General features: G+C 69.5%; 12 protein-coding genes. 8 read left to right on the plus strand and 4 right to left on the minus strand.

Annotated features, from left to right (window positions below):
• Positions 1–21: 21 nt before the first annotated feature.
• Both KCI33_RS03605 and KCI33_RS03610 read right to left on the minus strand, forming a co-directional pair.
• On the minus strand, positions 22–1,452 hold the full coding sequence (locus KCI33_RS03605) for an RtcB family protein (protein ID WP_212523393.1): 1,431 nt from the start codon (positions 1,450–1,452) through the stop codon (positions 22–24).
• A 13-nt stretch (positions 1,453–1,465) separates the two neighbouring features.
• Positions 1,466–1,900, minus strand: a complete 435-nt coding sequence (locus KCI33_RS03610) for an archease (RefSeq protein WP_212523394.1) — start codon at positions 1,898–1,900, stop codon at positions 1,466–1,468.
• Positions 1,901–2,024: 124 nt separating this feature from the next.
• On the opposite strand from KCI33_RS03610, the gene KCI33_RS03615 reads away from it, so the two are divergent.
• From KCI33_RS03615 to KCI33_RS03650, 8 genes are all read left to right on the plus strand, one after another.
• Positions 2,025–2,768: a BON domain-containing protein gene (locus KCI33_RS03615; RefSeq protein ID WP_212523395.1), complete on the plus strand. Its 744-nt coding sequence runs from the start codon at positions 2,025–2,027 to the stop codon at positions 2,766–2,768.
• 24 nt (positions 2,769–2,792) lie between these two features.
• On the plus strand, positions 2,793–3,023 hold the full coding sequence (locus KCI33_RS03620; protein ID WP_212523396.1) for a hypothetical protein: 231 nt from the start codon (positions 2,793–2,795) through the stop codon (positions 3,021–3,023).
• A 36-nt stretch (positions 3,024–3,059) separates the two neighbouring features.
• Entirely contained in the window at positions 3,060–4,634 is a 1,575-nt protein-coding gene (locus tag KCI33_RS03625) for a bifunctional aminoglycoside phosphotransferase/ATP-binding protein (protein WP_212523397.1), read from the plus strand.
• Positions 4,631–5,971 carry a nicotinate phosphoribosyltransferase gene (locus KCI33_RS03630; protein WP_212523398.1) on the plus strand — a complete coding sequence of 447 codons (1,341 nt, stop codon included), beginning with the start codon at positions 4,631–4,633 and terminating at the stop codon, positions 5,969–5,971. Before KCI33_RS03625 ends, KCI33_RS03630 begins: the two co-directional genes overlap by 4 nt.
• Before the next feature lie 53 nt (positions 5,972–6,024).
• Positions 6,025–6,492, plus strand: a complete 468-nt coding sequence (locus KCI33_RS03635) for a GtrA family protein (RefSeq protein ID WP_212523399.1) — start codon at positions 6,025–6,027, stop codon at positions 6,490–6,492.
• Positions 6,492–8,087 (plus strand): NAD(P)/FAD-dependent oxidoreductase, encoded by a 1,596-nt coding sequence (locus KCI33_RS03640; RefSeq protein ID WP_212523400.1) that lies wholly within the window; start codon positions 6,492–6,494, stop codon positions 8,085–8,087. Before KCI33_RS03635 ends, KCI33_RS03640 begins: the two co-directional genes overlap by 1 nt.
• 5 nt (positions 8,088–8,092) lie before the next feature.
• Complete coding sequence (locus tag KCI33_RS03645) at positions 8,093–10,018, plus strand: hypothetical protein (RefSeq protein ID WP_212523401.1); 1,926 nt, start codon at positions 8,093–8,095, stop codon at positions 10,016–10,018.
• Between the two features lie 171 nt (positions 10,019–10,189).
• Positions 10,190–11,422: an ATPase gene (locus tag KCI33_RS03650; RefSeq protein ID WP_212523402.1), complete on the plus strand. Its 1,233-nt coding sequence runs from the start codon at positions 10,190–10,192 to the stop codon at positions 11,420–11,422.
• Between the two features lie 10 nt (positions 11,423–11,432).
• Here the strand turns inward: KCI33_RS03650 and KCI33_RS03655 are convergent, their stop codons facing one another.
• Both KCI33_RS03655 and KCI33_RS03660 read right to left on the minus strand, forming a co-directional pair.
• Positions 11,433–12,368, minus strand: a complete 936-nt coding sequence (locus KCI33_RS03655; protein WP_212523403.1) for a type II secretion system F family protein — start codon at positions 12,366–12,368, stop codon at positions 11,433–11,435.
• Between the two features lie 21 nt (positions 12,369–12,389).
• Complete coding sequence (locus tag KCI33_RS03660) at positions 12,390–13,346, minus strand: type II secretion system F family protein (RefSeq protein WP_212523404.1); 957 nt, start codon at positions 13,344–13,346, stop codon at positions 12,390–12,392.

A 13,346-nucleotide genomic window follows, 5' to 3' on the forward strand; every position in this document is an offset into this window, starting at 1 on the left:
GCTCTCCCGGTCCCGGCCTTCTCAGCCCTTGATGCAGATCAGCGGCCGCAGCCGCGCGACGCGGCGCGCCAGCCCGGCCTTTTCAGCCACCTCCACCACGCGGGTGACGTCCTTGTAGGCGCCCGGCGCCTCCTCGGCGATGCCGCGGCGCGAGGGGCTCTTGATGATGATGCCCTGCGCGGCAAGGTCATTCTGGATGCCGCTCCCGGTCCAGGTCCTGGCGGCCTGGTGGCGGCTCATCGCCCGGCCCGCGCCGTGGCAGGCGGAACTCAGCGCCGCGGCCTCCGAGCGTGCGTCGCCCGCCAGCACCCAGGATTCGGTGCCCATGCTGCCGCCGATCAGCACCGGCTGGCCGATGGCCGACAGCGGCGGCGGCATGTGCCCCATCCCCGGTCCGAAGGCGCGCGTCGCCCCCTTGCGGTGCACGAAGAGGCGGCGGGGCGTGCCGTCGATCTCATGCGTCTCTTCCTTGCAGGTGTTGTGCGACACGTCATAGAGCAGCGGCGCCCGCACGCCGGGAAAGAACCGCTCCAGCACCGCGCGGGCGAGATAGGTGAGGATCTGGCGGTTGGCCAGCGCGCAGTTGATCCCGGCGCGCATCACGCCGAGATAGCGTTGGCCGAGCGGCGAGGCGATCGGCGCGCAGGCGAGTTCGCGGTCGGGCAGGGCGATGCCGTGGCCCGGCGCGGCCAGCGCCATCTCGCGCAGGTATTCGGTGCCGATCTGGTGCCCCAGCCCGCGCGAGCCGCAATGGATCATCACCACGGCCTGCCCCTTCGACAGGCCATAGGCGGCCGCCGCCTCCTTGTCGAAGACCTGGGCCACCTCCTGCACCTCGAGGTAATGGTTGCCCGAGCCCAGCGTGCCCATCTCGTCGCGCTGGCGGCGCTTGGCCTTCTCCGAGACCAGTTCCGGCGTTGCGCCGGTCATGCAGCCCTGCTCCTCGATCCGGGCGAGATCCTCGGCGTCGCCATAGCCCTCGGCGACCGCCCAGGCCGCACCGCGCGACAGCATCGCGTCCATGCCCGCGTCGTCGAGATGGATGAGGCCCCGGCTGCCCACCCCGGCGGGGATGGCGCGCGACAGTTCATGCGCGAAGTCCTGCTGCCGGCCGCGCACCTGATCGGCGGTCAGGTCGGTCGCCAGAAGGCGCACGCCGCAGGAAATGTCGAAGCCCACCCCGCCCGCCGAGATGACGCCGCCCTCGTCGGGGTCGAAGGCCGCGACGCCCCCGATGGGAAAGCCATATCCCCAATGCGCGTCGGGCATCGCGTAGGCGGCGCGGACGATGCCGGGCAGACAGGCCACGTTGCGGATCTGCTGGCCGACCTTGTCGTCCATTGCCGCGATCAGTTCCTCGTCCGCGATGATCACCGCCGGCACCCGCATCCCGCCTGTGGGCGGCAGCTGCCACCGATGGGGGGCGATCCTTTGGAATTGGCTCGGGTCCATGCGGCCTCCTCGCTCAGACATCCACGACGCATTGTGCGAACCAGCGGCCGTCGGCCTGCCGGTACACGGCCAGTTCGGTCAGCGTCGCGCCCTTGAGTTCGACCGAGGGTTCGTGGCGTTCGGGGACGACGTTCTCGCCCTCCATCTCGCCTTCCAGGGTTTCGCCGTCGATCCGCACGCGGAAATCGCAAAACAGCATCTTCTCGGTCGCCATGATGTAGATGACGGCGTTCAGCCAATCGAGCAGCAGGATCGCTGGATCGGCCGCGCGACAGGTCACCGGGATCACCCGCTCGCGCCGGATCAGGTCCAGCGGCACGACCACGGCCGTCATCGCGCGCGCCGTGTTCTCGAATGCCTCAGCCATGTCCCGACCGAAACCGCGGACACCGACATCCCCCTCATGGGGGAAGTGCGTCCAGTCGGCGGGGTTCCCGTCACCACTCATCGCAGTGCCCTCCTGCACCTAAAGTAGCGCGGTTGCCGCCGGGCGCCTTGAGCCATGTCAAGGCCCGACTCCCCGGAAACCGCTATTCAATAACGCAGGAACGACAGGCCGGGGGAGGGAAACCATGACCGGGCAAGACGTTGTGACGCATATTCTGGCCGCGCTCCGGCAGGAGCCGCGGCTGGGCGCCGAATTCACGCCGGAGAAGATGGAGTTGGGCGCGGACGGCACCCTGACCCTAGTCGCCGAGGTGCCCAGCGTCGCCGCCAAGAAGCGCGCGCTGGAGTTGGCCGCCGCGCCGGCGGAGGTGCGCGGTGTGATCGACCGGCTGCGCGTGACGCCCGCGACGCCGATGGAGGACGGCGAGATCCGCGCCCATCTGAAGGTGCTCTTCGTGAACGAGCCGGCCTTCGAAGGCTTCGCGATCCGCGAGGGGCGCCCGGGCGACGATCCTTCCGTGGCCGTTTTCACCCCGGCGACCACCGCCCCGGAGAACCCGCGCGGCCGGATCGATTTCGAGGTGCGCGAGGGCGTGGTGATCCTCAATGGCGCGGTGCCGGGGCTGGTCTCGCAGCGCCTGGCGGGCGTGATGGCCTGGTGGGTGCCCGGTGCGCGCGACGTGGTCAACGGGCTGGAGCCGACCCCCCCCGAGGAGGATGCGCCGATCCGCATCGAGGAGGCGGTGCGCATCGTGCTCGACCGCAACCCCTATGTGGACGACAGCCAGATCCGCATCGGGGTGCGCGGCCGCGTGGTGCGGCTGACCGGCGCTGTCCGCAGCGCCGCCGAGCGCGACATGGCCGAGGCCGACACCTGGTGCATCCTCGGCGTGGACGAGGTGATCAACGACATCCAACTGCCCGCGTGAGGGCCAAAACGGGAGGAGACCGGCATGGCCGTGACCCATGACGAGGTGAGGCAGATCTTCGGTGACATCAGCGATCACAAGGTCGTCGAGATCATCGACAGCGGCGCCACCCCGGCGGAACTGACCGAGGTCGCCGCCCATCTCGCCCAGGAGACCGACGTGATGGGCGAGTTGGAGCGCCCGCTGACCGGCCGGGCACTGGCGATCTACAACCTGCTGCGCCAGGACGAGGAATACTGGGAACAGGACCGCTGAGCCCCGTCGCGCCGGGCGCCCGCAGGAGGCCGTGACATGAGCCCCGACGACCAAAGCGCGGTCACAGCCTTTCTCGCGGCGCCCGAAACCCACGGCGCCCGCGGCCCGGTCGAGATCATCGAGACCCATATCTCAAAGGTTTTCCTCGCCGGCGACCGCGCCTACAAGCTCAAGCGCGCGGTGAAGCTGCCCTATGCCGACTTCTCCACCCCCGAGATCCGGCTGGCCACCTGCCACAAGGAATTCGACCTGAACGCCCCCGCCGCGCCGGGGCTCTATCTCGGTGTGCGGCGCATCACGCGGGCCGCGGGCGGCGGGCTGGAATTCGACGGGCCGGGCGCGCTGGTCGATGCGGTGGTGGAGATGGTCCGCTTCGCGCAGGACGCGCTGTTCGACCGGATGGCGGCGGCCGGGCAGCTGACGTCCGCCCTGATGGAGGATCTCGCCGTCACCATCGCCGGTTTCCACGCCCGCGCGCCGGTGCGGCCGGGCGGCGGCGCGGACAACATGAGCGCGGTGCTGGACATCAATGCCGCCGGTTTCGCCACCAGCGACCTGTTCCCGCCCGCCGAGATCGCCGCGCTGGACCGCGCCTGCCGCGTGCGGCTTGGCCGCCATGCAGGGGAGCTGGACCGGCGCGCGGCGCAGGGGCTGATCCGGCGCTGCCACGGCGACCTGCACCTGCGCAACATCTGCCTGTTCGAGGGTAAGCCGCGGCTGTTCGACTGCATCGATTTCTCCGACCAGATCGCAACGGTGGACGTGCTCTACGACCTCGCCTTCCTGCTGATGGACCTGTGGCACCGCGATCTCGGCGCGCTCGCCAACCGGGTGGCCAACCGCTATTTCGACGAGATCGGAACGGATGAGGGGTTCGGCCTGCTGCCTTTTTTCATGGCGGTGCGGGCCTCGGTCCGGGCCCATGTCACGGCGACCTTCGCGCAAGGCGCAGGCGCGCGGGCGGCGCGCGAGGCGGAGGCGGCGCGGCGCTATTACGCGCTGGCCCTTTCGCTGCTGGGCGAGGTGCCGCCGCGCATCGTGGCCATCGGCGGGCTCAGCGGCACCGGCAAGACCACCGCCGCCGAGGCGCTGGCGCCCGCGCTGGGCGCGCCGCCGGGCGCGCGCGTCGTGGAAAGCGACCGCACCCGAAAGGCGATGTTCGGGGTGAAGAGCGACGTGGCGCTGCCGCAGGAGGCCTATCGCCCCGAGGTCTCCGACAGGGTCTATGCGCGGCTGGCCACGCGCGCCTGCGCGCTGGCCGGGCAGGGCGCCAGCGTGGTGGTGGACGCGGTGTTCGACAGGCCCGACCGGCGCGCGGCGCTGGCGGCGGCGGTCGCCGGCACCGGCGCCCCCTTCGCCGCCTTCTGGCTGGCGGCCGACCCCGACACCCTGCGCCGGCGCGTGGGCGCGCGCCGGGGCGGGCCGTCGGATGCCGATCTGCGGGTGCTGGAGGCCCAGCTCGCCCGCGACACGGGCGAGATCACCTGGACCGCGATCCCGGCCGACGGCCCGCCCGGTGCGGTGGTCGCGGCGCTGAGGCAGGGCGCCTTTGCGGCATCGGGGGCAGGCCCTATCCTGTCGGGGCGCGGATCCCCGGAAGGTGACAGATGACTCAACGCACGAGCTTCCTGCTGACCGACCTCTACCAGCTGGCGATGATGCAGGCCTATTACGAGGCTGGCGAGACCGGCACCGCGGTGTTCGAATTCTTCGTCCGCAAGCTGCCGGCGGGGCGCAATTTCCTGATGGCGGCAGGGCTGGAGCAGGCACTGGAGTTCCTGGAGACGCTCCGCGTCACCGGCGCGGAGCTGGACTGGCTGCGCGCCAGCGGCCGTTTTGGCGACAGCCTGCTGGCGCAGCTCGAAGGGTTCCGCTTCACCGGCGACGTGCATGCCATGCCCGAGGGCACGGTGTTCTTTCCCGACGAGCCGATCCTGCGCATCACCGCGCCGCTGCCGCAGGCGCAATATGTCGAGACGCGGCTGATCAACATCCTGCATTTCCAGAGCCTGATCGCCGCCAAGGCCGCCCGGCAGGTGCTGGCCGCCGGCGGGCGCCGGCTGGTCGATTTCGGGCTGCGCCGCGCGCATGGCGCCGAGGCCGGGCTGATGGCGGCGCGGGCGGCCTATCTGGCCGGCTATGACGGCTCGGCCAATGTCGAGGCAGAGCGGCTGTTCGGTGTGCCGGCGGTGGGAACCATGGCGCATTCCTTCGTGCAGGCCTTCGACGACGAGACGGCGGCCTTCGAGAGCTTCGCGCGCGCGCGCCCCGACAATTTGGCCTTCGTGATCGACACCTACGATACCGAGGCCGCGGCGCGGAAGGTCGTTGCGCTGGCGCCCCGGCTGAAGGCGCAGGGCATCGCCATCGGCGCGGTGCGGCTGGACAGCGGCGACCTGGGCGCGCTGGCGGTCAGCGTGCGCCGCATCCTCGACGCGGGCGGATTGCGCGACGTGGCGATCCTGGCCAGCGGCGGGCTGGACGAGCAGGTGATCGCGCGTCTCTGCGCCGCGGGCGCGCCGATCGACGGCTTCGGCGTGGGCACCGATCTGACCACCTCGGGCGACGCGCCGGCGCTCGATTGCGCCTACAAGCTGCAGGAATATGCCGGCCGCCCGCGGCGCAAGCGTTCCGAGGGCAAGGCGACGTGGCCCGGGCGCAAGCAGGTCTGGCGCGGCTATGACGACGCCGGCCGCATCGCGGGCGACATCCTGTCCACCGAGCACGACACCCAGCCCGGCACGCCGCTGATCCGACCCGTCATGCGCGCCGGCAAGCGCCTGGGCCCACCGCCGACGATGGCCGAGATCCGGGACCACGCCGCGCAGGAGCTGAGGCGCCTGCCCGAGGCGCTGCGCGGCCTTGACCCCGCGCTGGCCTATCCGGTGCGGGTGGCCGACGCGCTGCTGGGGCTCGCCGCGGAGGTCGATCGCTTTACGGGGGGCTGAGCGATGATGTATCGTTCCCCGGATGCCGCTTTTCGCCCCGATAAGGCTCTGGAATGCTTCATAGATTTGTCCTGTTCTCCGGCATTGCCGCGGTGGTGAACCTGCTGGCGGGGCAGCTCTTCTACGGTGTTCTCGGGCTGTCCGGGGGCTGGCGATACGGTTTTTCGGTCGCCGTGGCCTTCCTATGCGGCATGGGCGTGAGCTTTGTCCTGAACCGGCGCTTCACCTACCCGCCATCGGGGCGCGCGGCGCGCCGGGAGATCGTGGATTTCTTCCTCGTCTCGCTGGGCGGGCTGGCGCTGACGACCACGCTGGCGCAGCTTTTCTATTTCCGGGGCGGGGCGGTCCTGCGCGCGCTGGCCGCCCTGCTGCCGGTGTCGCCGACGGCCGAGACGCTGGCCCATGTTCTGGCGGTGGGGCTGACCGCCGTCTATTCGTTCCTCGCGCATAAATACATCAGCTTTCGGCCGGTCTGGGCCTGGCCCGGCGGCGCGACCGCCGGCAAGCGGGGGGATCGCTGATGGCGCCACGGGTCGCGATCATCATCGGCGCGGGGCCCGCGGGCCTGACCGCCGCCTATGAGCTGGCCACGCGCTCCGACATCCGGCCGATCCTGTTCGAGGCGGGCGATCAGGTCGGCGGCATCTCGAAAACGGTCAACTACAAGGGCAACCGCATCGATATCGGAGGGCACCGCTTCTTTTCGAAATCCAGGCGGGTGATGGACTGGTGGCTGAACATCCTGCCGCTGGAGGCGGGCGCCGCGGCGCCGGGCGAGGCGATCGCGCTAAGCTATCACAACCGCCGCCACGACCTGTCCGCGCCGCGGGCGGGGGCCGACCCGGAGGCGACCGACGAGGTGATGCTGGTCCGGCCGCGGGTGTCGCGCATCCTCTTCGACGGCAAGTTCTTCGACTACCCGATCCGGTTCGGCCTCGGCACGCTGGCCCGGCTCGGCCCCGCCAGGACGGCGCGGATCATGGCGGGCTACGCGCGGGCGCGCATGCGGCCGATCCGGCCCGAGGTCAGCCTGCGGGATTTCATCATCAACCGCTTCGGCCGCGAGCTCTACGAGACCTTTTTCGAGAACTACACGGAAAAGGTCTGGGGCGTGCCCTGCGAGGAGATCCCGGCCGGCTGGGGGGCGCAGAGGATCAAGGGCGTCTCGATCAGCGCGCTGGTGAGAAACGCGCTCAGGAAGCTCAGGCCGCAGAGCGGCGGCATCGCCCAGCGCGGGGTGGAGACCAGCCTGATCGAGCGCTTCCTCTACCCCAAGCACGGGCCCGGGCAGCTTTGGGAAAAGGTGGCCGGGCAGGTGACCGCGCGGGGCGGCGAGCTGCATTGCCGCACCCGCGTCGTGGCGCTGAACCATGACGGCGAGCGGGTGACCTCGGTCGTGACCGAGGACGCCAACGGCACGCGCCGCACCGTCGCCTGCGATTACGTCTTTTCCTCGATGGCGGTGAAGGACCTGATCGCGGGGTGGACGCCTCCGGCGCCGGCCGCGGTGGCCGGGGTCGCGGGCGATCTGCCCTATCGCGACTTCATCACAATCGGCGTGCTGCTCAGCCGGCTGCGGCTGGCCGGCGGCACCGACGCGGCGGGTCTGTCGCAGAAGATCCCGGACAACTGGATCTACGTTCAGGAGCCCGGGGTGAAGGTCGGGCGCATCCAGATCTTCAACAACTGGAGCCCCGCGCTGGTGGCCGATCCAGGCGACATCTGGCTCGGGCTGGAGTATTTCGTGAACGAGGGCGACGATTTCTGGACCCTGCCCGACGCCGAGATGACGGAGTTCGCGGTGCGCGAGCTTGGCGCGCTGGGCTTTGCCCTGCCGGAGGACGTGAAGGACAGTGTCGTGGTGCGCTCGCCCAAGGCCTATCCGGCCTATTTCGGCAGTTATGAGCGGTTCGACGTGGTGCGCGATTACGTCAGCGGCTTCGCAAACCTCTATTGCGTGGGGCGCAACGGGATGCACCGCTACAACAACCAGGATCACTCGATGCTCACGGCGATGGTGTCGGTGGACGGGATCCTTGAGGGCCGGGACGTGCACGAGGAGGTCTGGGACATCAATACCGAAGAGGAATACCACGAAACCCGCGGCGGCGGGTGAGCGGCGTGGCGGGGCCCGACGGGACCAGCGCAAACGCGCCGGGGGGCGGCGGGGCCGCGCGCCTGGCCGAGGCGCTGGCGCTGGGCGCGCTGCTGGTGGCGCTGTGGCTGTCGGTCCGGCCCTATCAGGGCATCGCGCATGACGCGAGGCTTTACATGGCGCAGGCGCTCCACCGGCTGGGCAGGGCCGGGCTGGAGGGCGATCTGTTCTTCCAATACGGCTCGCAGGACAGTTTCTCGGCGTTTTCGCCGGTCTTCGCGCCCGCGGTGGCGCTCTGGGGGCCGGCCACGGCCCATCTGGTCTTCGCGGTCATCGGGCAGGCGGTCTGGCTGGCCGCGCTCTGGGCCCTGGCGCGCAGTCTTTTCGGGCGCGGCTGGCTCGGCCTCGCCTCCATGGGCGTCGCGATCGCGATGGTCCCGAATTACGGCTGGGGCGTGCTGAGCTATGGCGAGCGTTTCGTCACCCCGCGGCTGCTCGCCGAGGCCATCACCCTGCTGGCGCTCGCCGCGGCCCTGCGCGGGCGGCGCGGGGCGGCGGGCGGGCTGGTCTGCGCGGCGGGGCTGCTGCATCCGCTGATGGCCTTGCCGGGGCTCGCGGCGATCCTGGCGCTCACGCTGCCCCGCAACCGCTGGACGGTTCTCGGCGGCGCGGCGGCGCTCGGCGCCGTCGCCGCGCTGGCCGCGGCGGGGGTGGAGCCCTTCGGGCGCGCCTTGCAGGTCTATGACGAGGCGTGGCTGGCCATCGTGCGGGACCGCACGCCCCATGCCTTCGTCGCCGACTGGTCCTGGCGCGGCCCGGTGCTGGGCGCGCTGCCGCTGTTGATCCTGTCGCTGAACGCGGCGTCCGGCCCGCCGCGCGACGCGCGGCTGGCGCGGATCGTGCTGCTGGTGTCGGGCGGGCTGGTCCTGCTCGGCTGGCTGGGCGGCGAGGTGCTGAGAAACGTGCTGGTGATGAACCTGCAGCTGTGGCGCGGGCTGTGGATCCTGACCCTCATGGGGAACCTGCTGGCCGTTCGGACCGTCCTGCGGCTGCCGGCGGCGGGGCGCGCCCGGCCCTGCCTGATCCTCGCCATCGCGGCGAACGTGATCTCGGCCTGGACCGGCCTGCTGCCCCATGCGTCGGCGGCGATGGGGCTGGCCGGCCTGCTGGCGCTTGCGGTCGAGAGCGGCAAGGGCCGGGCGCTGACCCGTTGGGAGAGGCTGGCGATCGACCTTGTGGTGGCCGTCTCGGCGGTCTTCCTGCTCGTGACGGTCGGGGTTGCCGCTGTCCGGCAGGGCGCGGCCGAGGGCGCGGCGGTGGCGGTCCTGCGTCCCCTGATCGCGCTGGGCGCGCTGGGGCTGCTGCTGGGCTGGCGCCGGGTCAGCGCCGCGCGTCCGGCGCTCGTGGCGCTTCTTCCGCTGGCGCTGGCGTTCGCCGCGCTGGGGCTTGCCGACCGCCGAACCGCCTGGACGACCTATGTCGAGACCGGCGCGGCGCCCGATCCGGCGCTCGCGGCGCTGGTGTCGGGCCGGACGACCTATTGGGAGGGGGGGCTTGAGCTTCTGTGGTTCAAGCTCGGTCAGCCCAGCTTCTATTCCTGCACGCAGGGGGCCGGGGTCATGTTCTACCGCGCCACGGCCTTCGAATATGCGCGGCGGGCCGGGATCCTGCGCCTGCTCGGCATGCAGGAGGAGGGGCACTGCGCCCGGCCCCGGCCGGACGGCGGCGCGGGGCCGACATCCGCGGAGGCGCTGGCGTCGGTGTGCCGCGCCTTGCCGGAACTGGATCTCGTCGTGCTGAGCCGCCCGGTGGCCGGGCTGGAGGGCGCGCTGTGGCGCGCGCCGGCGCCGTGGCGACCGCTGGAGGGCCGGCGCGGCGACGGGGGGGCGGATGACGACCCCTACGCGTTCCATCTCTATTCCTGCGCCGACCTGCGCGCGCCGCCGCGCTGAAGCCGGCCGGGCAGGGCGCGACGGGCTGGACTCGTCGCGTTTATCGTCGCAGTCTGAAGTCAGGCCGACCGGCCCCGATTTCAGAATGGGACGAAGAGTTTAGCCGTGACCGATTTCCCGCATGCCGCCCCGCCGAGAACGCCCGAAGAAACCGGACTGAGCCGGGACTTCATGATTAACCTGATCGCCAAGATCATGCATGTCAGGGGCACGATGACCCCGGCGCAGGTGTCGGAGATCATCAAGCTGCCCAAGCTGATCGTGCGGGTGCTGGTCGAGGACATGGTGAAGCTGCGGCTGGTGGAATCCCGCGGTCTGGTGGCCTCGGAGGACATCAAGTCGGACATCCGCTACGCGCTGACCGACCGTGGCAAGAGCTGGGCGCTGGAGGCGATGCTGGTCTCTCAATATGTGGGCCCGGCGCCGGTCACGCTTGAGGCGTTCGAGCGCCAGATCCTGTGCCAGGGCATCGCCAATGAGCGGATCAGCCGCGAAACGCTGCAGCGGGCGCTCAGCCATCTGGTGCTGCCGACGGACATCATGCCCCAGCTGGGGCCGGCGGTGAACTCGGGCCGCTCGATCCTGCTGTATGGCGAGCCCGGGAACGGCAAGACCTCGATCGCGGAGGCGCTGTCCGAGACCTTCCGCGACACGATCTACTACCCCTACGCCATCGAGGTGGACAACCAGGTCATCCAGTTCTTCGACGAGACCCTGCATGACCGGCAGGAAGGGGCGGATGACGCGGCCAGCCCGCTGGACGCGCGCTGGGTGCGCTGTCGCCGCCCGGTGCTGGTCGCGGGCGGTGAGCTGACGCTGGACATGCTCGACCTGTCGTTCGAGCAGACCTCGCGGTTCTACGAGGCGCCGATGCACCTGAAGGCGCTGGGCGGGGTCTTCGTGCTGGACGATTTCGGACGCCAGCGCCAGAAGCCGCAGGATTTCCTGAACCGCTGGATCGTGCCGCTGGAAAAGAACTTCGACATCATGTCGCTGCACACCGGCAAGAAGTTCCGGGTGCCCTTCGACCAGCTGGTGATCTTTTCCTCCAACATCCCGCCGCATGACATCGCCGACGAGGCTTCTCTGCGGCGGATCTATTTCAAGGTCCGCGTGCCCAGCCCGAGCCGGGAGAATTACCTGGAGATCTTCCGACGCGTCTGCCGCGACGAGGACATCCCCTATGACGAGCGGGTGCTGGCGCAGTTCTACAAGGACAAGTACGACGCCAAGAACCTGGTGCCCTCCGGCGCGCATCCCGGCTTCCTGCTGCGCCACATCATCGCCGCCTGCATCTATCTCGGACGCGAGCCCGAGGTGTCGCGCGAGTTGCTCGAACTGGCCTGGTGCAACGTGGCCGCCAGCCAGCGGACCAAGGAAACCGCCAGCATGTGGGGCCTCTGAGCCGTCCGGCTCAGCCCCCCGGCGACAGGGTGAGAAACATCTTGAGAATGGCGATCAGGATCGGCACCAGCACGATCACCAGGTTGACCGGGAACAGGAACAGCCCCAGCGGGAACAGCATCTTGATGGGCAGCGAATTGGCCTTTTCCTCGGCGCGGATGATGCGCTGCTGGCGCATCTCGTTGCTGAAGACCCGCAGCGTCTTGCTGACGCTGGAGCCGAGCTCCACCGACTGGCGGAACAGGATGGCCAGCGATCGGACCTCCTCGACCTGCACCCGTTCGGCGAAGTTGAACAGCGCCTGGTAGAGCGGGCGCCCGGCCCGAACCTCGATGCCGATGATGCTGAGATGGGTGCCGAAATCGCGGTTGGTCAGCAGGAACTCGCGCGTCACCCGGTCCAGCGCGGCCTCGATGCTCAGGCCCGCGTCGACGCAGACGATCAGCAGATCCATGAAATCGGGGAACAGCTTGCGATAGGCGGTGCGGCGGCCGTCGCCCAGTTTTTCCAGCGCGAAATTGCACAGGATGAAGGACAGGCCGGACATCACCGCGGAGAACAGCAGCAGCTCGACCTTGCCGGTCGCCGGGCTCAGGGTGGTGGTGACGAACCACACGCCGACGAACAGAAGGCCCGCCACGGCCATCCGGATGAGGTTGAAATAGAGCAATCCGCGCTTCTTGAAGAACCCCGCCCGGATCAGGCGCATGCGCAGGCTGTCGGGCTTGTCGTTCTTCTGGACGTTGTAATAGTGCCGGACATATTCGTTCTCCGAGCCCAGCAGGCTGTCGATCTGCGAGGCCGTCCGGTCCTGCGCCCGGCTCGCGGCCTGCGCCGCGTCGATGTTCCGGTGCAGCTGCATGCGGCGGCTGAGATAGCTGATCAGCGAAAAGGCGACGATCAGCGCAGCGATGAAAATCGCGACCAGGAAGAATGTTTCGTTCATCGTGACCAGACCTGCGCTTTCCTAGAAGTCGAAGTTGACCAGCCGATACAGAACGAAAATTCCGAACGACATGATGACGAGGCAGCCGACGACCACCTGGGTTCCGTATCCGCTTTCCCAGAGCGGGTCGAAATAGGTGGGCACCAGCGCCCGGATCATCGCGAACAGAAAGAAGGGGAAGACGGCCATGACCATGGCGGTGATCCGGCCCTCGGCCGAGATGGCACGGATCTTTGCCTTGAGCATGATGCGCGCGCGGATCATGCCGGAGAGGTTTTCGAGGATCTCGGAGAGGTTGCCGCCGGTTCCGCGCTGCACCGTGACGGTCACCGCCAGAAGCTTCAGTTCCGGGGCGCCCACGCGCTCGAACATGTTGAGCATGCTGGTTTCGAGATCGGCGCCGAAGGTGAGCTGATCGCTCAGGATCCCGAATTCCGTCCCGATCGGGTCCGGCATTTCCTTGGCGACCAGCGCGATGGCCGCGTTCAGCGGGTGACCGGCATTGAGCGAGCGCACGATGATGTCCATCGCCGGGGGCAGCTGGGCGGTGAACCGCTTGATCCTCTTGGAGCGCTGGTACAGCACCAGCAGGATCGCCATCGCGGCGGCGAAGGCGGCGGCCAGCACGATCTGGAACGGCAGCGGGACCCGCAGCACGGAAAAGGTCAGCCCCCAACCGATCAGAAAGAACGCCACCAGATAGCCGAAGCGGCGCGCGGCCGTCATCTGCATGCCGGACTGGGTGTAGAAGCGCGCGAACCATTTCTGCGTGAAGGCCCTGTCCCAGTCCGAGGACAGGCCGCGGCGTTTCAGGATCTCGGTGTAGGAGGTGGTCTGGTCGCCGCTTTCCTTCAGCGCCCGCAGCCGCGAATTGACTTCGGCCGCGCTGCGGCGCGAGCCGAGCGCCGCGCGCAGCAGCGTATCGGCGACAAGCAGGGCCGCAACGAAGATGCCGGCATATATGAAGATAAGTTCCAT

It is taken from the genome of Actibacterium sp. MT2.3-13A (assembly GCF_018139985.1).
Lineage (GTDB): Bacteria > Pseudomonadota > Alphaproteobacteria > Rhodobacterales > Rhodobacteraceae > JAGSOU01.

What these genes read in the sequence shown, in the direction of transcription:
- KCI33_RS03605 (WP_212523393.1), bottom strand. Translation starts at nt 1,452, where the DNA reads ATGGACCCGAGCCAATTCCAAAGGATCGCCCCCCATCGGTGGCAGCTG.
- KCI33_RS03610 (WP_212523394.1), bottom strand. Translation starts at nt 1,900, where the DNA reads ATGAGTGGTGACGGGAACCCCGCCGACTGGACGCACTTCCCCCATGAG.
- KCI33_RS03615 (WP_212523395.1), top strand. Translation starts at nt 2,025, where the DNA reads ATGACCGGGCAAGACGTTGTGACGCATATTCTGGCCGCGCTCCGGCAG.
- KCI33_RS03620 (WP_212523396.1), top strand. Translation starts at nt 2,793, where the DNA reads ATGGCCGTGACCCATGACGAGGTGAGGCAGATCTTCGGTGACATCAGC.
- KCI33_RS03625 (WP_212523397.1), top strand. Translation starts at nt 3,060, where the DNA reads ATGAGCCCCGACGACCAAAGCGCGGTCACAGCCTTTCTCGCGGCGCCC.
- KCI33_RS03630 (WP_212523398.1), top strand. Translation starts at nt 4,631, where the DNA reads ATGACTCAACGCACGAGCTTCCTGCTGACCGACCTCTACCAGCTGGCG.
- KCI33_RS03635 (WP_212523399.1), top strand. Translation starts at nt 6,025, where the DNA reads ATGCTTCATAGATTTGTCCTGTTCTCCGGCATTGCCGCGGTGGTGAAC.
- KCI33_RS03640 (WP_212523400.1), top strand. Translation starts at nt 6,492, where the DNA reads ATGGCGCCACGGGTCGCGATCATCATCGGCGCGGGGCCCGCGGGCCTG.
- KCI33_RS03650 (WP_212523402.1), top strand. Translation starts at nt 10,190, where the DNA reads ATGATTAACCTGATCGCCAAGATCATGCATGTCAGGGGCACGATGACC.
- KCI33_RS03655 (WP_212523403.1), bottom strand. Translation starts at nt 12,368, where the DNA reads ATGAACGAAACATTCTTCCTGGTCGCGATTTTCATCGCTGCGCTGATC.
- KCI33_RS03660 (WP_212523404.1), bottom strand. Translation starts at nt 13,346, where the DNA reads ATGGAACTTATCTTCATATATGCCGGCATCTTCGTTGCGGCCCTGCTT.